The sequence below is a fragment of the Wolbachia endosymbiont (group A) of Clivina fossor genome, from assembly GCF_964026865.1.
Classification (GTDB): Bacteria; Pseudomonadota; Alphaproteobacteria; order Rickettsiales; family Anaplasmataceae; genus Wolbachia.
The window spans coordinates 551,655-573,257 of record NZ_OZ034707.1 but is presented as its reverse complement, the minus strand read 5'-3'; the positions used below and the strand labels follow the sequence as shown (position 1 = coordinate 573,257).

22 protein-coding genes are annotated in these 21,603 nt (G+C 35.1%); 13 read left to right on the top strand and 9 right to left on the bottom strand.

Features of this window, described 5'->3' with window-relative positions; translation table 11 throughout:
* Positions 1 to 334 precede the first annotated feature (334 nt).
* A complete protein-coding gene (locus tag AAGD99_RS03010) occupies positions 335 to 1,117 on the top strand; it encodes a DsbA family protein (protein ID WP_341822557.1) in 783 nt (260 codons plus the stop codon).
* Positions 1,118 to 1,316: 199 nt separating this feature from the next.
* Positions 1,317 to 1,916: a TIGR02217 family protein gene (locus AAGD99_RS03005; protein ID WP_253307282.1), complete on the top strand. Its 600-nt coding sequence runs from the start codon at positions 1,317 to 1,319 to the stop codon at positions 1,914 to 1,916.
* On the opposite strand, the gene AAGD99_RS03000 is transcribed toward AAGD99_RS03005, so the two are convergent.
* The 5 genes from AAGD99_RS03000 to purE all read right to left on the bottom strand — a co-directional run bounded on the left by AAGD99_RS03000 (position 1,909) and on the right by purE (position 9,070).
* Positions 1,909 to 4,554 (bottom strand): 2-oxoglutarate dehydrogenase E1 component, encoded by a 2,646-nt coding sequence (locus AAGD99_RS03000; RefSeq protein WP_341822556.1) that lies wholly within the window; start codon positions 4,552 to 4,554, stop codon positions 1,909 to 1,911. The two genes, AAGD99_RS03005 and AAGD99_RS03000, sit on opposite strands and share 8 nt — an antisense overlap.
* 378 nt (positions 4,555 to 4,932) lie before the next feature.
* A complete protein-coding gene (locus AAGD99_RS02995; protein WP_341822555.1) occupies positions 4,933 to 6,024 on the bottom strand; it encodes a DnaJ domain-containing protein in 1,092 nt (363 codons plus the stop codon).
* Positions 6,025 to 6,165: 141 nt separating this feature from the next.
* Positions 6,166 to 6,342, bottom strand: a complete 177-nt coding sequence (locus AAGD99_RS02990) for a hypothetical protein (protein WP_341822554.1) — start codon at positions 6,340 to 6,342, stop codon at positions 6,166 to 6,168.
* A 369-nt stretch (positions 6,343 to 6,711) separates the two neighbouring features.
* Complete coding sequence (gene mutL / locus AAGD99_RS02985; protein WP_341822553.1) at positions 6,712 to 8,571, bottom strand: DNA mismatch repair endonuclease MutL; 1,860 nt, start codon at positions 8,569 to 8,571, stop codon at positions 6,712 to 6,714.
* 7 nt (positions 8,572 to 8,578) lie between these two features.
* Complete coding sequence (gene purE / locus AAGD99_RS02980; protein WP_341822552.1) at positions 8,579 to 9,070, bottom strand: 5-(carboxyamino)imidazole ribonucleotide mutase; 492 nt, start codon at positions 9,068 to 9,070, stop codon at positions 8,579 to 8,581.
* Between the two features lie 435 nt (positions 9,071 to 9,505).
* Between purE and AAGD99_RS02975 the strand changes: the two genes are divergently transcribed.
* The 10 genes from AAGD99_RS02975 (at position 9,506) to AAGD99_RS02930 (ending at position 15,574) form a co-directional block, all read left to right on the top strand.
* Positions 9,506 to 9,802: a helix-turn-helix transcriptional regulator gene (locus AAGD99_RS02975; RefSeq protein WP_341822551.1), complete on the top strand. Its 297-nt coding sequence runs from the start codon at positions 9,506 to 9,508 to the stop codon at positions 9,800 to 9,802.
* A gap of 60 nt (positions 9,803 to 9,862) precedes the next feature.
* On the top strand, positions 9,863 to 10,267 hold the full coding sequence (gene rpoZ, locus AAGD99_RS02970) for a DNA-directed RNA polymerase subunit omega (RefSeq protein WP_341822550.1): 405 nt from the start codon (positions 9,863 to 9,865) through the stop codon (positions 10,265 to 10,267).
* A 28-nt stretch (positions 10,268 to 10,295) separates the two neighbouring features.
* Positions 10,296 to 10,541, top strand: coding sequence for a monovalent cation/H+ antiporter complex subunit F (locus tag AAGD99_RS02965; protein ID WP_341822549.1), 246 nt, complete (start codon positions 10,296 to 10,298; stop codon positions 10,539 to 10,541).
* A gap of 6 nt (positions 10,542 to 10,547) precedes the next feature.
* The gene (mnhG, locus tag AAGD99_RS02960; RefSeq protein WP_096617042.1) at positions 10,548 to 10,835 is read left to right on the top strand and encodes a monovalent cation/H(+) antiporter subunit G; all 288 of its coding nucleotides are present in this window, start codon (positions 10,548 to 10,550) and stop codon (positions 10,833 to 10,835) included.
* 1 nt (position 10,836) lies between these two features.
* The gene (locus tag AAGD99_RS02955; RefSeq protein ID WP_341822548.1) at positions 10,837 to 11,364 is read left to right on the top strand and encodes a DUF4040 domain-containing protein; all 528 of its coding nucleotides are present in this window, start codon (positions 10,837 to 10,839) and stop codon (positions 11,362 to 11,364) included.
* Positions 11,357 to 11,776 (top strand): Na(+)/H(+) antiporter subunit B, encoded by a 420-nt coding sequence (locus tag AAGD99_RS02950; RefSeq protein ID WP_164224942.1) that lies wholly within the window; start codon positions 11,357 to 11,359, stop codon positions 11,774 to 11,776. The genes AAGD99_RS02955 and AAGD99_RS02950 overlap by 8 nt, the downstream gene beginning before the upstream one ends.
* Positions 11,773 to 12,099 (top strand): cation:proton antiporter subunit C, encoded by a 327-nt coding sequence (locus AAGD99_RS02945; protein ID WP_253302472.1) that lies wholly within the window; start codon positions 11,773 to 11,775, stop codon positions 12,097 to 12,099. Before AAGD99_RS02950 ends, AAGD99_RS02945 begins: the two co-directional genes overlap by 4 nt.
* 123 nt (positions 12,100 to 12,222) lie before the next feature.
* Positions 12,223 to 14,166: an RNA polymerase sigma factor RpoD gene (rpoD, locus tag AAGD99_RS02940; protein ID WP_341822547.1), complete on the top strand. Its 1,944-nt coding sequence runs from the start codon at positions 12,223 to 12,225 to the stop codon at positions 14,164 to 14,166.
* Positions 14,167 to 14,373: 207 nt separating this feature from the next.
* On the top strand, positions 14,374 to 15,354 hold the full coding sequence (locus tag AAGD99_RS02935; RefSeq protein ID WP_341822546.1) for an SGNH/GDSL hydrolase family protein: 981 nt from the start codon (positions 14,374 to 14,376) through the stop codon (positions 15,352 to 15,354).
* Positions 15,355 to 15,406: 52 nt separating this feature from the next.
* The gene (locus AAGD99_RS02930) at positions 15,407 to 15,574 is read left to right on the top strand and encodes a hypothetical protein (protein ID WP_187297384.1); all 168 of its coding nucleotides are present in this window, start codon (positions 15,407 to 15,409) and stop codon (positions 15,572 to 15,574) included.
* 128 nt (positions 15,575 to 15,702) lie between these two features.
* Here AAGD99_RS02930 and AAGD99_RS02925 read toward each other — a convergent pair whose 3' ends face one another.
* The 4 genes from AAGD99_RS02925 to AAGD99_RS02910 all read right to left on the bottom strand — a co-directional run bounded on the left by AAGD99_RS02925 (position 15,703) and on the right by AAGD99_RS02910 (position 19,519).
* Positions 15,703 to 17,097: a hypothetical protein gene (locus AAGD99_RS02925; RefSeq protein ID WP_341822544.1), complete on the bottom strand. Its 1,395-nt coding sequence runs from the start codon at positions 17,095 to 17,097 to the stop codon at positions 15,703 to 15,705.
* 601 nt (positions 17,098 to 17,698) lie between these two features.
* The gene (locus tag AAGD99_RS02920) at positions 17,699 to 18,115 is read right to left on the bottom strand and encodes a hypothetical protein (RefSeq protein ID WP_341822543.1); all 417 of its coding nucleotides are present in this window, start codon (positions 18,113 to 18,115) and stop codon (positions 17,699 to 17,701) included.
* On the bottom strand, positions 18,108 to 19,349 hold the full coding sequence (locus AAGD99_RS02915; RefSeq protein ID WP_341822336.1) for a recombinase family protein: 1,242 nt from the start codon (positions 19,347 to 19,349) through the stop codon (positions 18,108 to 18,110). Before AAGD99_RS02915 ends, AAGD99_RS02920 begins: the two co-directional genes overlap by 8 nt.
* Positions 19,343 to 19,519, bottom strand: coding sequence for a hypothetical protein (locus tag AAGD99_RS02910; protein WP_182319925.1), 177 nt, complete (start codon positions 19,517 to 19,519; stop codon positions 19,343 to 19,345). Before AAGD99_RS02910 ends, AAGD99_RS02915 begins: the two co-directional genes overlap by 7 nt.
* A 1,017-nt stretch (positions 19,520 to 20,536) precedes the next feature.
* Between AAGD99_RS02910 and AAGD99_RS02905 the strand changes: the two genes are divergently transcribed.
* Positions 20,537 to 21,562, top strand: a complete 1,026-nt coding sequence (locus tag AAGD99_RS02905; RefSeq protein WP_341822542.1) for an extracellular solute-binding protein — start codon at positions 20,537 to 20,539, stop codon at positions 21,560 to 21,562.
* The last annotated feature ends 41 nt before the right edge of the window (positions 21,563 to 21,603 follow it).

Below are 21,603 nucleotides of genomic sequence, written 5' to 3'. Positions count from 1 at the left end.
TAGGAAAGAAGTTTACTTTCTAGGATGGCTGTTTCTTTACCAATCATTCATATAATTTACCGCCGCGTTTACCAGTATTATATGCGGCAATTACAAGATAATCAACTTTTTACTACCACACTTACAATTGCTAGACGTGACGGTAAAGACCATCCAAATCTCTCAAATCCCCAACTCTGCACAAGTTTTCATCACCAAATCTTCTAATGAACTTTACAACAATATGCTTAAATTTCACTTTATAAAGTTTGCATTTCTTGATATAAATGTTTTTATATCTTAAGATTGAACATTTATTTAATATAATGTGTCTGATTATTCTTTAAGTAAGTGTATGTCTAGAATATCGTTTTTATTGATCCTTATACTGGCAGTAGCAAGTTTACCAGTAATAAACAATTGGCTTTCAAATCGCAGCCAAATGCTAAGCGATGATTATATAGGTGAGAAATTAGATAATTATATAAGTAGAAATTTTGATAAGATCGTAAAAACTCTCAAAGAGGAGTCGATTAAAAGTAGTTACGCTGCTCGAGATAATGTGACCAAAAGTAAAATTTCACAATACAAGGATCAAATATTTGACCTTACTTATCCTTACTCCGGAAATGAAAATAGTAGTGTTATAGCTGTAGGTTTCTTTGACTATTCTTGTGGATATTGCAAGACTATAAAAGACGATATAAAACAGTTAATTAACGACGGTAAAATTAAGTATATCTTTAGGGATGCTCCAATACTTGGTAATGACTCTTTAAGGGCAGCAAAAAGCGCTTTAGCTGTTTACTTTATTGATAAAGAAAAATATTTCGACTTTCACTATTCTGCTTTAAGTCACAAAGGAGGATTTTCAGACGAAAGCATATTGGATATAGTGAAAAGCATAGGGATTAATGAAGACGACTTTAATAATTCCATGAAAAATAACGCGGACAAAATTGAGCAAATGATAAATGGCAGTAAGCTCCTAGTAAGAGATTTGGGAGTAGGTGGCACACCTTTTTTAATAATTGGGGATAGTCTGTTTGTAGGAGCAACTGATTTGAATGTATTACGCAAAAAAGTAGATGAATTAAGTCGCAAGCAAAAACTAGCTTCAGCGATTAATTTGCTATAAAATTTTATTTTTTTACTTGACAACGTAAACGAACCTGAGTACAATGTACCGTAGGCGTGGTGCTTAAATTACACTTAAGATACCATTCAATTAGCAAGTTTTCTCTCAAGCACAGACATCAATAATTGTACTTTTTAATCAGGATGACCTGGTGTTATTTAGCTCAAATTACTTTAATTTTACTTTCATAGGAGGACATATGTCATTCACAGAAATTAGATTTCCAGAAAATATATCTTATGGTTCCACTGGAGGACCGGAATTTTCCACTGACGTTGTAACAACTCATAACGGTTGTGAACAGCGCAACATCAATTGGTCTCATGCACGCACTAGATACAACATAGCTTACGGGGTCAGATCAAACGAGCAGCTAACAGAACTCATAACATTTTTTCATGCACGAAAAGGTAAAGCAATAGGGTTTCGTTTTAAGGATTGGTCAGATTTTATAGCCATTAATCAAAAGATTGGTATAGGAGATAACAAAAAAACGACTTTTCAGCTAATCAAAACTTATGTAAGTGGGGAAGATAAGCATATACGCATGATCAAAAAGCCAGTACATGGGACAGTAAAGATTTATTTAAATGGTAAAGAAGAGAGTGAATATTCAGTAAATTATTCAACGGGAGAAATAACATTTATGAAGCCACCAGTAAAAGATGCGATAATCACTGCGAGCTTCGAATTTGATGTGCCCGTGCGCTTTGATACAGATTACTTAAACGCTTCTATTGATGACTATGGAAGCAATAGCTGGAATAACATTCCACTAGTAGAGGTGAAGTTTAATTAAGCTGCTTTAAAATTTCCTCCTGTTGCTGAGTGTGAACACTAGCATAACCACATGCAGGAGATGCAGCAGCAGGTCTTGCGATACACTTAGGTCTTTTTGCTTGAATATTGAGGTCAGATAACACCTCGTCTATCAATGGGTTGACAAAAAACCATCCCCCCATATTTTTTGGTTCTTCTTGACACCATATAATTTCAGCGTTCTTGTACTTTTCAAGTTCGCTGCTTAATTTATCGGCCGGAAACGGATAGAATTGTTCTAAACGTATCACTGCTATATCGTTTATTTTTTGTGTTTCAAGCATTTCAATTATATCGTAATAAACTTTACCACTGCATATTACAACTTTACGTATTTCATTATTTGAAACTAAACCTGTTCTACATTCTGGAATTACCGTGAGGAATTTTCCTTCAAAGTCAGATAGGTTAGAAACTGCTCTTTTATGACGCAATAGTGATTTAGGTGTAAACACTACTAAAGGCTTACGAAAGTCTCTATGCATTTGTCTGCGTAAGACATGGAAGTAATTCGCCGGAGTGGAACAATTAACTACCTGCATATTATCCTCTGCGCAGAGTTGCAAAAATCTCTCTATACGTGCGGAGCTATGCTCAGGTCCTTGCCCTTCATAACCGTGGGGCAACAATAGAACTAGACCGCTTGATCGCAACCACTTTGTTTCTGCAGATGCGATAAACTGGTCGATCATAATTTGTGCACCATTTGCAAAATCACCAAATTGTCCTTCCCAGAGCACCAGTGAATACGGAGAATCAAGACTATATCCATATTCAAAGCCCATTACAGCATACTCTGATAAAGCGCTATCTATGACCTCAAAGTGAGCTTGCTTTTCATTTATATTGTTTAGCGGAATAAACGCTTCTTCTGTTGCCTGATCAACAAGCCTTGAATGACGGTGCGAGAAAGTCCCACGACCAGAATCTTGTCCTGATAAACGCACTCCTATTCCTTCTGTAAGCAGTGACGCAAATGCAAGACTTTCGGCAGTTGCCCAGTCTATATTGCTACCAGAATTTATGCTGTCTATTCTTCCATCGAGTATTTTTCTAACCTTATTGTTAATGTTAAAGCTACTTGGAATATTGCTATTTATATGCACACCCAATTTTTTCAACTCATCTGGCGGAACACCAGAATCCGTGTAGTATTCGCTCAAATCGTTCAGCTTTGCTCTTCTTAATTTTGACCACACTCCACCGAACCAGTCAGCTTTTTTTGGAGTGTAAGTCACTGATTCAGCAAGACTTTTATCTAATTTTGCCCTGAACTCACTGCGCAATTTATTTACTTCATCGCCATCTAATACTTTCTCTGCAGTCAATTTTTCTTCATACAATGTTCCAGGAGTTTTATGTTTTGATATCAGCTTATACATAAGTGGCTGAGTGAAATTCGGTTCATCGCCTTCATTATGGCCGTATTTGCGGTAGCATATTATATCAATCACTACGTCCTTTTTAAATTTCTGCCTATATTCCATCGCCAGACTTGCAGCAAAACTCACAGCTTCCGGGTTATCTCCATTCACATGGAAAACCGGAGCTTCTATTGATTTTGCTATGTCAGTGCAATAAAAAGAGGATCGTGCGCAGCATGGGTTAGCAGTAAAACCAACTTGATTGTTTATAACAATGTGCACAATACCACCCACTTTATAACCTTCAATGTTGCTTAGGCTCAAGGTCTCGGCAACGACACCTTGACCGATGAAAGCCGCATCACCATGAATTGATATGCCAAGCACAGACCTTATATTCTGTTTTGCTCTTATTCTTCCAGCCAAAACCGGATTCACCGCTTCAAGGTGAGATGGGTTAGGGCATAAACTTAAATGTATTTTTTTGCCACCTGTAAGTGCTCGATCAGAAGAATAACCAAGGTGATATTTAACATCACCAGACACCTCAAGACCACTTGGGTATGCAAGGTTGCCTTGAAATTCAGATAGCATTGCCGCATATTCTTTGCCCATAACTTTGGTCAGAACATTAAGTCGTCCGCGGTGAGCCATGCCAAGAACTACTTCTTCAATGCCAAAAGCCGCAGAATCACTAATAATTCTCTCAATCGCAACAATAGCTAACTCTCCACCTTCGATAGAAAAACGCTTATATCCAGGAAATTTCATATGGAGAAATTGCTCGAACATCTCAGATTCGATCAAGTGCCTCAGGATTTCCTTTTTATCTTGTAAACTCAGCGTATAGGTTTGATTTTCGATCTTGTCCTGCAGCCATATTCTCTCCTCATAAGAGGAGATATGCATAAATTCAAAACCGATATTCTTGCAGTAAATATCTCTATAGATTTCAGCGTCACTTGCCGGAGATAGATTTGAATATTTTTGGTAATCTATTAATTGATTCTCACTTGGTGACAATGGGTTTAAGTCTGCAAAAAAGTGACCATAGGACCTGAAGAAATTTGCTAAACTAGAAACTGAATCATCTACCTTAGTTGCATTGCAGGGCTCTGCTTTATTAACTTCTAAATTGCTTGAAAAAATTCTATACCAATCTTCCCCGATTGATTTATCGCCCTGCAGATAACGGCTATACATTTCTTCCACAAATTCTGCATTATCGCCATAAAGGCAGCTTAAACTCGACATAATTACTATATAAGATATCAAACACTTATAAGTATAACTTAAGTTTTTTAAAAAAGAACTTTTTTAGTTTCTATGGCTAAACACGTCATACCGTGATTCATTCGCGGTATCTCTTAGCATAGATCCCGCTAACAAGTAGCGGGATGACGAATTACTATACCACCGCGAACCGTCATACCGTGATTTATTCACGGTATCTCATCCGCTAACAAGTAGCGGGATGACGATTGTCAGGGTGTCATCCCAGTGCCAAGCACTGGAATGACAAGAAGAGGGTACTTGGATGACAAAGGAGGACGTTATTCCAGTGTCAGCTACTTGAATGACACCCTTCTTGGTGGAGATTGCTCTTAAATCACAATTCTCGTACAGTTGTGATTAAGCTAATGCATTGTCAATTCTTTTAGAATTGTCCTCGGCATTTAGCCCAACATTATTTACTACTTTTTCAGTAATAACTTCAGCAAATTCAGGAGAAGGTTCTTTTGTTTTTGCAAAAAATGCTGCCTCTAAGGCCCTATATGTACAGAATAATATAGCAAATATACAAATAGGTATTTCATAATTACTTAGTTTATAAATAGACGAAACGTGGATTATCATGCATGAAGTAAAATAAGTGGCAAATAACCCGTAAGTAAAAAGGTAATGACGGTCAACGCCACCATATTGCACCATTAATTTTTTAATCTTATTATTGCCATGCAACATAAATGTACGCTTCAAGATGTTGCTTTCAGTACACTCTATAACTCTAATACTGTCTTTTACTAATGTATTGGGATCCGCACCATATTTTAGCAATAGCTCTGTAATCTTAATGTAATTTTCTTTATTACTATCATTCGTATGCGAAAAAATAACGGTAAGCAATGGTAGAAAATTGTTTGGCCCGCTTGATAAATTAGGGTTCGCCTTGTATTTTAAAAGTATTTCTACAACATCAGCACGACCCATCGAACATGCAGTAAGTAATGGTGTATAATCCTTTGATAAGTCAGGGTTTGCTTTGTGTTTTAAAAGCAGTGTTACAATATCAGTGTAACCCAGAAGGCAAGCAATATATAACAGTGAATTATCAAATGTTGTAAAGTTCTTTTCGTTAATATAATCACCAAACTCTTCGCCTTCACCACTTTTAAACCTAGAAAGTAACTTTTCTAAAAAATCCTTTTGCTTCTTGAGAATAGCAAAGCACAAAAGAATTAATAAATCATCGGTAGAACTAACTCTATCTAAATCTTCACCACTAAATGTTGTAGCTTCTTTTACATCATTTCCGGTAAGAAAATTATATGCAGCACCTAATTCTTTAAATTTCTCCTCGTTTTGTTTTTGCACATCCTTACTCTCACCTGAATGTTTATCAGGATGATATTCAAGGGCTAATTTTCTATATGCCTTTTTGATTTCTTGCTCACTGGGATTTGCATTTAAGCCTAATATTTTTAAAGCTTCTTCTTTATTCATGATCATTACCCCTGCTAATAGTGTTGAAGTTAAGTATAACCCAAAATTTCAAAAAGCAAAGCTTTTTATGTTAAACTGCATCCACTGCGCAATCCCATAACTGTACAAACATTGTAATTTATCTCCATCTAGGAAAGGGTGTCATTCCAGCGCCCCTATGATGTCATTCCAGTGCTCCTTTCTCGTCATCCCAGTGCCCAGACACTGGGATCTAGTTTTCCATAAATGGTGCATTTTAACATAACTTTTATACTTGATAAAATTCCTGGATTCCAGCATCAAGTGCTGGAATGACACCTCTCTTTGAGCTATAAACATTAAGAAATTTACCAAACGAAAAAAAAGGCAAAAGAAGCCCCGAGTAGCGAGTTTTGACTCTATATTACTGTAAGTGGCGCTGTAATAATGTGCTGACGCTTAGTTTAAGCGCGGTTTGGCTGAATGTAGAAAAAATTTAAAAGACATGCAGCCGCTATAATTTTATGTAATCCGCCAATAAATACCTGAGTTTTTTTACTGAATTTTGTCATTGAGCCTGCAGGTCAAAAACAAGTTTTGAGTCATAAATACCCTTATTGTCATGATAAGGGAGCTGGCGGAGTTTGTCAAGTCGTTTTTCGTTTAATCCGTTTCTATGAGCTACTTGGATGACGAGGAAAGAGCACTTACATATTTATGGCAACCTCATTACCTGCGCTCAAAAAGTTTTTCAATATCACTGAGTTTCATTTCTATATAAGTTGGTCTTCCGTGGTTGCATTGCCCGGAATATGGAGTTTTTTCCATTTGTCTCAGCAGCTCATTCATCTCCTCTAACCTCATTTTCCTGCCTGCTCTAATTGATCCATGACAAGCGATAGTAGCCAATATCTTGTTCACTTTGTCTTCTACTGGCAATGTATCTTCTATTTCCGTTAATCTACCCACTATATTAATTAGCATCTCTTTCACATCTATTGCTCCCAAAATTGCAGGGATTTCTTTTACTATCACTTTATTCTCTGATTTGATTTCAATATCAAAACCCATTTCAAATAACTTATCTTTATAGATTTCAATCATCTCCATTCCAGCTTGATTTTTGATTTCAACCGTTTCAGGAAGAAGTAGTTTTTGTCTTTTTATACTTGATTTTTGTTTTAGGCATTCATATACTAACCTCTCGTGGGCTGCATGCTGATCAACTACAATCAATTTGTCTCTTACCTCGGCAATAATGTAAGTATTATAGACCTGACAGCGTGCAAACCCGAGCGGGTGGCTCTCTATCAAATCAACTTGCTCTAACACCTTTTTTTCTAGAACCATAATTTCCGCTTGTGATGGGGATTTCTGTATGCCGGTATAATCAAACGATTTTGACTGTTCTGATAAGCCTTTTGCTTTTTCATTTGGAGAAGCAAATTCTTTTATTAGTTGATTTTCAAAAGGACTTGGCCTTCTTTCATAAAATTCATTTTGAACATCAGATTTATCAAAAGAATCTGATAATGAACCTTTCAAAAAACCCTCTATTGTATTAGTAGTTTTCTGGTCACTAGCTGGAATGACATCAAAGGTGCCTATCCTTCTTGACAATGCTTTGATTAATCCTCTTGTCACTATCTCATATATGAGCTTCTTATTCTGAAACCTTACTTCTGATTTATTTGGATGCACATTTACATCTACTTGATCATAAGGTATCTCTAAATGTAACGCTGCAAAAGGATACCTATCGCTTGGAATAAAATCATGATATGCATACCTAACCGCACCAATAAGTAAATTATCTTTAATTGGCCTTCCATTAACAAATGTATAGATCTGAGTTGACTTACCACGATTGACGGTTGGCTTACAGATGTGTCCCGTAAGTTTGATGCCGTCTTCTTCTTCATTGACCTCCAAAGAATTGCCCTGAAATTCTTCTTCTACTTCACACAATCTATGAAATAACGAAGTCTGCTTAGCGTATTTTAAGAGCTTTTTATTACCTGAAGTGAGAGTAAACCCTATATGATAGTTAATCATTGCTAGGTTATTTACAATATCAACAATGCTTTGAGTTTCTGCTCTTTCGGTTTTTAGAAATTTTAGTCTATTTGGGGTAGCGAAAAACAAATCTCGTACTTCAATATGTGTCCCTTGTGATAAAGAGTAAGGAGTTAGCTCCCCCATCTTTTCTCCACCCTCATAACTTATAGACCATGCTTCACTTGCTCCGCTTGCTTTAGACGATAATTTTATCCTACTTACTGCTGCTATTGAAGGCAGAGCTTCTCCTCTAAAGCCAAGATGCTTGATTTCTATCAACTCACTATCGCTCAATTTTGAAGTAGCATGGCGCATAAACGCAAGTTCTAAATCGTTTTTTTCTACTCCGTTACCATCATCTGTCACAATAATAAGGTTACGCCCACCACTTTCTATTTTGATCTCTATTTCTAAACTTCCAGCATCTATTGCATTTTCCACTAATTCCTTTACTACACTTGCTGGCCTTTCTATCACCTCCCCCGCTGCTATACGGTTTATGGTTTTTGTGTCTAGAAGGATTATTGCCATAGATTTATTATGAAACTGGTTTTTCTTTTACTTCTTTGATCTGTCTCTCTCTCCACTTTTTTAACCTACCTGCAATTTCACTGTTGGAAATTGACAATATAGATACGGCGGTAATGGCAGCATTATATGCTCCATTTTCTCCTATAGACATGGTTGCAACTGGAACACCCTTTGGCATTTGAACTATAGAGAGTAGACTGTCCAGCCCATTTAATTGTTTACTATGCACAGGAACGCCGATAACTGGTAAACAAGTTAATGACGCAACCATACCAGGTAAATGAGCTGCACCTCCTGCACCAGCTATAATAACCTTAAAACCTTCTTCTTGTGCAGATTTAGCAAAATTGAAGAGCCTTTCTGGTGTTCTATGTGCAGATATTATGAATATGTCATGTGAAACTTCTAATGCTTTTAGCATATCGACGGTATGGACCATAGTGGTGTAATCTGACTCACTTCCCATAATAACAGCAACATCTTTTTTTATTTTTGTCATATTCAACACAATTTTACTTACTAACTAAATAGTGTTCCAGCTAAAAAGCAACAAATATTTAAGTTATATTATAAATATAGTATATAGAATTCTCGTTAAAATAGAAATTTTAAAAATTTAAATAAATATCTATGTTAAGATATAGAGATATAAACTTCTTATGTAAGATAAATTTATAAAATAATTATTTTTGTATTTCAAGCTTTGTAATTTTAGCTTGTTCTTTCTGTAAATGATTTTTTCAGAGAGGCTGATGGTAAAATGGTAATTTAAAATTACTAGAAATTTGATTGAAATATTAATATACAATCAACTTAAAGTTTTAAATTTGATATCATATAATTATTGACAAGTTATATGATATTAATATCTTGGTATATTAAATATTATGCTATAATATTTAATAAAGTTAATTGATATGTGAGTATAAGAATTATGGAAACAATATCGTTAAATAACTTAGACAGTGCAGCAATAAAAACAAAGTTGCTTTATATAATAAATAAAATTATAGAAAAAAATGCTTGGACTCAGGCTTTTGCAGCTGAGAAACTTGGTATTGATCAGCCAAAGGTATCACAAATTAAAAATGGTAAAATAGATGGTTTTTCTTTAGAGCGATTGTTAGGATTTCTAAAAAAACTTGATCATGAAATAACAATCACGATGACAGAAAGCCAAGAAATAAAATCTGAGGCAGAAAAAGTAAAACATGAAGTTGAATCGCAATAGATACAAAGTTGACAACTTGTTTTTTGTGATATAGTATAAAACTTATTAAGGTAGTATCTTATGGCTGAGTCTATTGTAGAAAAGTGTATAGAACAGGTAAGTAACCGTTTCAAATTGGTTCTATTGGCAAGTCAAAGAACACATGATTTAAATACAGGAGCAAGTAATCCAGTTCAAACAGTTCAGTTTAAAGACCATAAAAACACCATAGTTTCCTTATGTGAAATAGCAGAAAAACAGGTGGATACTCATGAGCTATTTAACCTTTTGGTAGGTAGATGCAAGGAGTACATGAAAGGAAATATGAATAATGTTTACAGCAGTAATACAAGTAAGCTAGCGAATTTATTAAATTTTTCTGATGGTCAATTTTACACAGATCTTGATCCAAGTCAAGAAAGCCAAGATTATGAAGTGGATGGTGAAATAGATGATCAAGATGGCGATGAAGAAGTATCCGTTTAGAAATCTACTGAAGTTACATAGTCTTTAAATGCTTCACATTGCTATCTATACACTGTTGTTCTGTATGAGTATAATGTTGTGCCGCATAGTGTCTAAGTCAAGTGATGTGTACAATAAGGTTTTAGCGTTCAATAATTTCTCAACGCAAGTAGTTGTACTCATAACAGCAATATCAATCATTCTGAATAATTTTTTTTTAATTGATATAGCATTGTTGTATGCTAGCATTAGCTTTATATCAACTATAGCACTAATGAGATTAATGTTGTTTTAATAATTTATGATAGGATCCGTTCTTATATTTTTAGGCATTTGTTCAGTAATCATTTCAAGTGTGGGAGTAATTAGATTTCCTGATTTCTATACTAGGTTACATGCAGCAGGTATTACAGATTCTAGCGGTGCAACGCTATTGTTAATTGGTTTTGCTTTGCAGAATGGATTTTCAATCAATACTGTTAAAATAATATTATTAATTCTTATAATATGGGTAGCTAGCTCAACTAATGGCTATATTTTAGCGCGCACTTATTATAAAGTTAAGAAAAAAACTGTTAAAGAAGGTTAAGGTGTTAGAAATATTAAATATAGTGCTACTTTTGTTGTTACTAACAGTTACGGTTTTTATAGTCTTCTCGCGACATTTAGTCGTAAGTGCTGTTCTAATGTGTGTATTTAGTTCACTTATTGCGCTTATATACTTAATTATGAATGCACCTGATGTTGCAATTACTGAAGCTTCTGTTGGTGCGGGGCTCAGTACGATTTTTACGTTTGCAGCACTCTCCTTGATAAAGAATCATAAAGTAAATCTATCTCATAACCCTATAACGCTTTTTTTTATGTTATTTCTGGCTGTATGTTTGTCATATTTTATGATTCAATTGCCAGATTTTGGCAGCCACAATGCTCCGATCCACTTGCATGTTGCTCCTTATTATGTGGAAAATACCGAAAAAGCTACCGGTATTCCTAATATAGTGACAGCTGTTTTGGCAAGCTTTCGTGGTTATGACACGTTTGGAGAAACTATAGTAGTTTTTACTGCTGCGCTTTGTATAACGTTGATATTAAAAGAAGAAAAAGACAATGATTAAAGATCCGATATTAAATGCAGTAACATTTTTGATGATACCTTTTATCATTTTATTTGGTTTATACATACAATTTCACGGTGATTACACTCCGGGTGGAGGTTTTCAAGCAGGAATAATTATTGCCTCCGGGATAATATTATATTCAATGCTATTTGGTGTATCTACAACTCTAAAAGCAATACCTTATTCTGTGATTAGATTGACTAACGTGTTAGGTATTTTAATTTATGGAGGAACGGGCGTTGCAACAACTTTACTTGGCCAAAATTTTTTATCTTATGATATCTTGTCAGCCAATAATAGAACCGGTCAAAAATTGGGTATTTTTTTGGTGGAATTAGGTGTAGCATTTACTGTCTGCTCCTCTATGTTAATTATATATATGAATTTTGCTCGTAGGAAAAAACAATGACTTTATATAATTATACGATTATTATTGTATTAATGGTGCTAGGTTTATATATTATTATAAACGATAAAAATTTAATCAAGAAAATGATAGGGGTAAGCGTCTTCCAAGCATCTGTTTTGTTGTTTTACATATCTCTAGGATATATAAAAAATTCTTTGCCTCCTATATTGGTTTCAAATTTTTATTCATATAGCAATCCTATACCTCATGTTTTAATGCTTACTGCTATAGTGGTTGGAATTGCAACATTTTCAGTTGGATTGTCCATAGCAGTAAAAATGGAAGAAAAGTATGGAACAATTGATCAAGACAAGTGTACATAAATTAACAGTATCTTAAACTATATGAAGTAACGAATAGCCACAAGTTAAAAGTAAAATTATAGACTTGCTCGTTGTAAGTTTATTTGTTAATAAGAAATAAAATTATAAACTATAAAGGTAATGATGTCAACTATTAATGATGCAGAAGATAAGAAAAAAATTATCAGAGATCTTGTAACTAAAAGTATAAAAAAAGGTGGTTTTGTCACCTTTGATGATATAAATGATAAATTATCAGATGAAAATTTTTCGTCTGATTTTATAGATGATGCTATATCTTTATTGCAGGATTCCGGAATTAATGTGCTTGAAAGTAGCGAAGATGAAGAAGATATTCCTTCCAACAGTGATGATAGTAAACTTGATGATGATGACACATCGCCAAATGTTACTGCAACTTTAGTACAAAATGATGATCCAGTGAGGATTTATTTACAAGACATGAGCTCTGTAAAGCTTTTGTCAAGGGCAGATGAAATCGAGATAGCAAAAAAAATTGAATCTGAAAAGCATAACATGTTACGTGCAATAATTGAAACATCAGTAACATTAAAGGTGATAAAAGTATGGCGTGATGATTTAAGTAGCGGAGCTCTCTTACTGAGAGAAATTATAGATCTGGATGCAATTTATAACTCTGACTTTAATGTGGTACCCAAAGAAGAGAGTGAAGAAAGTGCTGAAGATGTTGAGGATTCTGAGGATGTTTCTGAAGATGCTGAGTACTGTAGTGATGATGAGAAAGATAGTAAAAAAAGTGATGATGAGAAAGACGGTGATAATGAAGATATAAATTCAGCGAATTTAAATGTTTCTATTCTTGAAATGGAAAGTGACTTATTGCCAAAGGTCATAGTTGCATTGGATGAGATAATTACTTTAACAAATGAAGCATTGGTATTAAGAAAAAATTCTAAAGATTCCTCTGATGAACTAGAGAATTTATATAGTCAAATATGGTCTATAGCATTACAAATTAAGTTAAGTGATGCTGCTGTTGCCAGAATTACACAAGAACTTTATAAGATAAATAGATCCATCACGCTTGAAGAGGCTAATCTTATTGCTGAGGCTAGAAAATACGATATCGATAGAGAAAGTTTCTATAAAGTTTATGATGACGTGCTTTTAAAGCACGAATTGAAAAAGATAAGTCTTTTAAAGATCAATGAAAATCAGTCCTCTTTTACAGGTGAATTAAAAAACAAATTTTTAAGGTTTATAGACGATAACTCTGAACATATAGCTAGTACTTTGAACGGTATTAAGCAGCATATACAGGAAGATAACGTGCAAGAATTTAAGGAGCTAATCAGGAGAATACAAAAACACGAACGAGAAGTCTCTGAAGCAAAGCAAGAGATGATTAAGGCTAACTTAAGGCTAGTAGTTTCCATTGCTAAGAAGTATTCAAAAAGAGGCCTTGATCTGCTTGATTTGATACAAGAAGGCAATATTGGTCTTATGAAGGCCGTGGATAAGTTTGATTACAAACGTGGATATAAATTTTCAACTTATGGCACTTGGTGGGTAAGACAATCAATCACTAGGGCAATACCTGAGCAGTCTAAAGTAGTTAGAATACCAGTTCATATGGTAGAAATTATCAGTAAAATCAACAGAGCATTAAGAAAAATGACTCATGAGATGGGAAGAGAGCCGACGTTAGAGGAATTAAGTGTAGAACTGACAATGCCACTGGAAAGAATACGCAAAGTTATGAAAATAGCAAGGGACCCAGTAAGTCTTGAAGCTCCAACAGGAAAGGATGATAGTAGTACCTTCGGTGATTGTATAGAAGATAAGCGAGTCTCCAGACCAGAGGATGCTGCAATACTTGCTGACTTGCGTGGCATTACAACCAATGTTCTTGCAACTTTAACACCAAAGGAAGAAAGAATTCTAAGAATGCGTTTTGGCCTTGGTAAAGATGGGAAGGAGCATACCTTAGAAGAAGTAGGAAAAATTTTTAATGTAACACGTGAGAGAATTAGGCAAATAGAGGCAAAAGCACTGCGCAAGTTGAAACATCCAAGCCGCGCTAGAAAACTTAGAGGGTTCTTTTAAGTATACGTGTCAAGTTAAGAAGAAGCTGATTTTGCCCGGAAAAAGTGGAGAAAAAGTCAGAGCGTTTTTAAAATAAAACGTTTTTTCAAAAAGGTATGATATGAAGGAAATGCACAATAAAGTTTAAAATGGGGGTTGTAAAAAAGTTGCACCGCTATTTTTTTTTATGAATCTAATGAAACAACATGCTAATCTACGGTAAATATTATGACAAACAAAAATGACAATTCTAATTCAAAGTATAGAAATTTTTATGTTCTGGGTGATAGTTTATCCGATAATGGCGCAATCATTGGAATTTTAAATAACTTATCCTTTGCAAAAAGCGTAAAGTTTGATGACCCTTTTTATCAAGGAGGATCTTTTAGCAATGGCCCTACTGCTGTTGAATATGTAGCAAAATATTTAGATTTAGACGAATTTAAACCTGGGTGGAGTTATTCATTTTTTGGTAGATGCCACGAACAGCAAGGTCAAAACTATGCAGTTTCATGTGCAACAGCGTCTGAAATTTTTGACCCTATTTTTTCTTATTTCTTCAATAAATTTCGTTTAGCTAACCAGCTAGATGCGGTAATTAAACATCATCCAGATATAGGTGAAGAAGATTTATTTTGCATCATAATCGGCGGAAATGATGTTATGGTTGCCACTGCTTATGACGATACTAAAGCGGAAGAAGTGTTGGAACAAGCAGTGAGTGAAATATGTAATGCACTTAAGGTTCTAAATGAACATGGTGTTAAGCATGTAGTTGTTGCAAACGCACCTGAAGTTGGCTCAATACCAGCTTTTAATAGAGATGAAGAAGCAAGGGAACTAGCTACGAAGCTCACAGAGAGTTTCAATGCAAAATTGGCTAATGGCTTAGATTATATGAAGAAAAGTACAAATCTTGAAATAAAAGCATTTGATCTTAACTCTAAAATGAAAAGTATGCTTAGCGAATACAAGAGCAAAGGTTTAAATTGTCAAGATGCATGCACATCGAACATTGCAGACCAAATTGGGAGATTTAAAGAAAATATAAAAATACTCTTAAAGTTGATATTTAAAGGGGAACTTGACGTTCACTATAACCCTGGGTGTAGCGAAGAAACACTAAAGGATTATTTCTTTTTTGATTATTTCCATCCAACTGCAGAACTTCATCATGAAGTTGGTAATGAAGTGTATGAGTTGATTTGACACAGTTTTTTGAACATTCCCTAGATCCCAGTGTCCCTATGATGTCATCCCAGTGCTTGACACTGGGAACCAGAAAAGTTTGCTTGTTCACAAGCAAACTAGCACAGAAAGTGATTACAACATTTTCGATGAGATTATATGGAAAACTGGATCCCAGTGTCTGGGCACTGGGATGACATCGTTTACTATGTGCCATATTGCAATGTTCGTACAGCTGTGAGTCACGCACTTTGCTTCAATATTTGCACATTAGCCACTCCTCTGAACAGATACAGTCAGTTTAGCTATAACTTCCTAAGTTTGCTCACAATCTCTTGACTTGACCATATGTTTTTTTCCCAAATGTTACTATCTTCCTCCTTTTCCTTTCTCAATTTGTGCAACCATTTCCTTAACACTTACTTGTGTGGAAGGAGGATTTTTGCTGACATGAGATTTTGGATCAGATTTTGCTGTTATGTGTTTCGTTGCAGATCTTTTATTCTCTGTTAGAAATGAATGAGATTGTTTTTTCTTCACACCGATATCCGCTTGTGCTGCTGGGGTAGTTTTGCTTTCAGCAAGCCGTACATTAGCATTTCCTTTTGCTTGATTTTGCTCAAATTTTTCTTTTAATGCCTTTACTTTACTGCCCATCTCGCGATTAGCTCCTCCTTTCATAGTAGCTGCTGCTACTTTTGGTATCGCCTTACCAGCAGCTTTTTGTGCTGATTTCCTATTGTCTTGATTTTCAGATTTTAGTGGTACTGTAGGTTTACTTTCAGCTGATTTTTTAAGAATTACTTCTACTACTTTTGGCTCTGTGCTTACTTTTTGATCAGCACGGCTTAGATTTTTAGGCTTTGGCGGTACTGCAGGTTTATCTTTGACTACCACGTTCGATTCTTGTCTAACTTCTTGACCAGTAGTAAACTTTTTTGGCACTTGCGATGCTCTTGGTGGTTTTGGTAGTACGAGGGATTGAGGTTGTTGTTTCTGCTTACGTTCTCTTTTTGCTTCTATATGTTCTTTAGAAACTGTTGCATAAATTGGCTCTTCTTTGGGCGATTTTGAACTCTGCGAATTTTCTATTAAAATTTTACTCTTCTTCTCTTGATAATGTGATATGTCTTCATATTCATGCTCTTCATTTAATGAACTTCCATAGCCTAAATCTTCTCTCTGCTCATATAAAGGATTTTCCTTTTGCTTTTTCTCTTGATAATGTGATATGTCTTCATATTCATGCTCTTCATTTAATGAACTTCCATAGCCTAAATCTTCTCTCTGCTCATATAAAGGATTTTCTTCTTGCTTTGACGCTGTTCTATCCTCTAAGTTCACTCCATACAATCTATGTTCCTCCTGATTTTTTTTACTTTGCTCTAAATCTGAAATTTTCTTTAAAACATTTAGGTATTCGAATGTTATTTTTTCAGCAAGACTGGGCAATTTATTATTAGCAAAATTTCTTATATCGTTATCCTGAATTGAAGCATCTTTTCCCAAGATTTTATTAAATGTTTCCTTGAATATTCCAAAAAAACCTGATGGCTTTTTGTTCACCGGTTCTATATAATTATTCAAGTCACTACATATAACAAACTTAGCTACATCTTCTGCCTTATCTGTAAAACTCTCTAATGTCTGGGATAAATCTCTCACTGTTTTATTATATTGTTCACCAATATTTTTCAGCTTTATAGCTTCTATCAAGGAGTCGAGATTTTTTTTATAGTTCTCACTTTTAAATGGATCATTCATACTAATTACAGCTCATTATTTATTAAAATATAGATCTAAAATATTAAGATCTAGTAAATATTACTTTTGTAATTCATGTAGAACTATAGCTATAATAAGTAATACGTCATACCGCCGCGGTATCTCTTAGCCGCTAACACGTAGCGGGATGACGAATATACCGCCACGAACCGTCATACCGCCGCGGTATCTCCTTAGCATAGATCCCGCTAACAAGTAGCGGGATGACGAGATTATCGTCATTCCGCCGCAGACCGTCATACCGCGATTCATTCGTGGTATCTCAGCCGCTAACAAGAGATCCCGCTAACAAGTAGCGGGATGACGGTTGTCAGGGTAGCTGTCATCCCAGTGCTCCTAATAATGTCATCCCAGTGCGTGACACTGGGATCTAGTCTTTATCATGCAGCCACTTATTTAAAGTTAAGTTTTCTGGATTCCAGTGTCTGGGCACTGGGATGACACCTGTAGCCCTACGTCATACCGCCACGAACCGTCATACCGCCGCGGTATCTCTTAGCCGCTAACACGTAGCGGGATGACGAGTTACTATACCGCCGCGGTATCTCAGCCGCTAACACGTAGCGGGATGACAGCAATCCTACGTCATACCGCCGCGGTTACCCCTACAACAACATTGCAAGCATTGATTTTTCTCCATATGAAAAGAGTCTGGAAGCTCTTTTACTCTAAACACGATGTTTACATCCTCAAAATTAATCTCAATTCGCTTAACTAACGTTCTAATAATATCACGTTTAGTTAGCCAGTCTGCATTATTAAGACTTGAGTTAATACTAGAGGAAAACCCCTCTAAATTTGTTACTACTAGAGTTAACTCTTGTGTGAGTTTTTTCTGATCAAATATCTTTTTCTTTTGTTCTTCAACCATTTTTAAGTTTTGTTTCATTGCTTTAATTCTTGGCTCAAATTCTTCTTGATCAATATATTCTTGAGTATAACTATCAATTAACCTTGCAATACCTCGTTTTAATTTATCTTCTTGTGTTTCAAGCAAAGCGCTTTTTTGATCTAGTGGTAAGTTCTGAAAGTCTACGTTTATACTCCTCTAATATTCTATTCGGATTTTTTAATAGATGTTTCACCTCTTCCCACACAGCCATGTCTAATGTATCTGTACGAATTAATTTGTTGTTACACATTTTATTACCGCCAAAACGGTATGAATCCGTGCCAACACAACGATAATATACCTGATTATTAGTTTTTTTCCCCTCCTTATTCCTTGCAGTGCTAGTACCATAATATGCATAATTGCAAAGCTTACATACTACTAAACCTTGCAATAAATGTCTTGCTCCTCTTTGTCTTGTTCTTGCTATTTTTCTATTCTCAGCTAATTGTTCTTGAACGATTTCAAATAAATCTTCGCTTACTATACTAGGTACTTTAATATAAATCCAATCCTCTTTTGGAACAGGATAAGTAGAATAATTATCTTTTGGATGCTCGCAGGAGTTTTTTTTCGGTCTTATATGTTTTAGTTTTACGCCAAACCTTGTTTTACCAAAAGCTGCTTGTCCTTTATAAGCAGAGTTTTTTAACATACTCAAAACTACAGCCCTATCCCAATACTCTTTTCCAGTTCTCGTCATAATGGACATAGCACTTAGCCTACGACATACTTCTCCTATACTGGCTCTTTCTCTTCCTACCAAAGAAAATACTTTACGAACAACTTCAGCTTCTTCTTCATAAATCTCAAATAAGGCCTGTCCTGTTTCTGTATTTTTGTTTATATAACGATAGCCATAAGGAGCAGCACTCATTACACTTATACAACCCTTATTTGCTGCATAAATCTTTCCTCGACGACTTCGTTCCATGATTTTTGCACGTTCGTATTCTGCTATCATACCTTGCATTTGTAATAGTAATTGAGATTCTGGATTATCGCTAATTTGATAATTTAAAAAAATGACTTCCACTCCTAATTTCTTAAACTCTTCAAGTAATATCATCTGATATGCATACTTACGAGATAAACGATCAGGAGAATGAATATAAACCTTATCAATGTTACCTTCTGCTATTTTATCACGTAATTTTTCCAAACCAGGACGGATTATGTTAGAACCACTATAACCATTATCAATAAATTTATATTCATTTAATAATTTATGTCCATCCATACTAATTTGATTCTCTATAGCAGCAATTTGGCTTGCTATTGTATCTTCTTGTGCTTGCCTACCTGAAGAAACTCTTGCATATAAACTAACTGTTACCATTTTACCGTCCTCAAATCTACTTTCTTATATTCAGAGTTTTCTTCCTTTTTGCTCGCTTTTATTGGTTTACTTAACACTAATTTTTCATATGCATCTAATAGATACAACTCTGCTAATCGATTTACTTCATAACTACAACTAATCCGAACTATTAATTTTTTGTTGCCCATGAGCTCTACCATATATTATTCATCGAGACATATGGTTATTTGATCATTAGCTCTATAAATAAATTCAACTCTCCGTTCTTTTTGTAGAAGCTTTCGAGAAATAGTCTTCTCAAGTTTCAGGTTTATTGCAATATTGTTGGCGGAGTCTTATCTCCAGATCCCGCTAACAAGTAGCGGGATGACGATTGTCAGGGTGTCATCCCAGCGCCCCTATGATGTCATCCCAGTGCCTCTTTTTTGTCATCCCAGTGCGTGACACTGGGATCTAGTCTTTATCATGCAGCCACTTATTTAAAGTTAAGTTTTCTGGATTCCAGTGTCTGGGCACTGGGATGACACCTGTAGCCCTACGTCATACCGCCGCGGTATCTCTTAACATAGATCCCGCTAACACGTAGCGGGATGACGGTTGTCGTTTAGCTATAAACATTAAGAAATTTACCAAACGAAAAAAAAGGCAAAAGAGGCCCTGGTCATTGTCTATTTTCTGTATTGGCGTTTTTTTAAGTCTTAAACACTGCAATTTAGCTGCTTTTAAGTGCAGCTCACCTTAGTTCAAATGTTTAAGAAATTTACTAAGCAGAAAAAAAGGCAAAAGAAATCCCGTGTTAGCTAGTTGTCACTCTCTAATCCTGCAAATTGGCGTACTATACTGTCTTAAACGACTTATAAGCGCGTTTCAGCTTGTGTAGGTAAAAACCTAGAAATGTTGTGAAGACATAAGGTGCACATAGTGCAAAAAATTAAAAATAAGACGCCAACTACGTTGTTTTTTTGCTGTTTAATCTGCACAGATGAAGATAACTGAATACCTTCAGTTTCATGATAAGGGGGCTGGCGAAGTTTGTCAAGTAGGTTTTATGGCCTAGCGTCATGCGCTGGAATGACAATTTCGATTATTTCATACATTGACTTCGGTAAATCCAAATTATATTAGCTACATCTAACGAATTTTACACTTGCTAAGATTGCGCTATTTGAGTATCTTTAACTGAAAGAAGTTATTTTTTATCCAATATGAAAAAAGCCTTTATATTCACATCCTTAATAGCAGTTGTATTAATAGTCATTACTTTTTTGTATAAAAACAGCGGAACTGACAATTCACAAGTAGTGAATGTCTATTCATCGCGCAAAGAAGAATTAGTACGTACTTTATTTGATGAATTTACAAAAAATACAGGCATTAAAGTACGTTACATCATTGATGATTATTCTCAGCTACTTTCACGCATGGAAAATGGCGGTGAAGCTGACTTACTTTTAACTGCAGATGCAGTGAACCTGATTTTGGCAAAAAAAAGAGGGCTTTTATCTCAAGTGGATTCAGAGATTTTAAAAAGTGTTATACCTGCAAAATTTAGAGATAGTGAAGATTATTGGTTTGGCCTTACAAAAAGAACCAGAATATTGGTTTATAATAAAGAGTCAGTAAATCCTAAAAACTTAAGTACTTATGAAGATTTAGCAAATAAAAAATGGAAAGGAAAAATATTAGTGCGTTCTTCTACAAGTCCATATAACCGGTCATTGATTGCTTTTATGATTGCAAATAATGGTTTTGAAAAGACGAAAGAATGGGTAAGTGGAATTGTGAGTAATATGGCAAGAAAACCAAGTGGTGGTGATACTGACCAAATTTATGCTGTAGCTGCTGGTGAAGGAGATGTTGCAATAGTAAATAGTTATTACTTTGCAAGAATTCTTTCATCAGAAAATAAAAAGAATGTTATAGACAAGCTAGGGGCTTTTTTTCCTAATCGCAATGATCACGGCGTAATGGTAAACATCAGTGGTGCAGCAGTAACAAAAAACGCAAAAAACAGGGAAAATGCTATAGTCTTATTGGAATTTTTAGTAAGCAAGCAGGCTCAAGAGCTATACGCTAAAAAAAACCAAGAATACCCTGTTATTGAAGGCGTTGAAACTTCCGATATACTAAAGTCTTGGGGAAATTATCCACAAAGTGATTTACCTCTAAGTGAACTTGAGAAGCATCTTCTTGAGGCTGTTATGATAGCGGATGAGTGTAAGTGGAAGTAATCCCCAGTGCCACTGAACACTGGGATGAAAGATTTATGCTA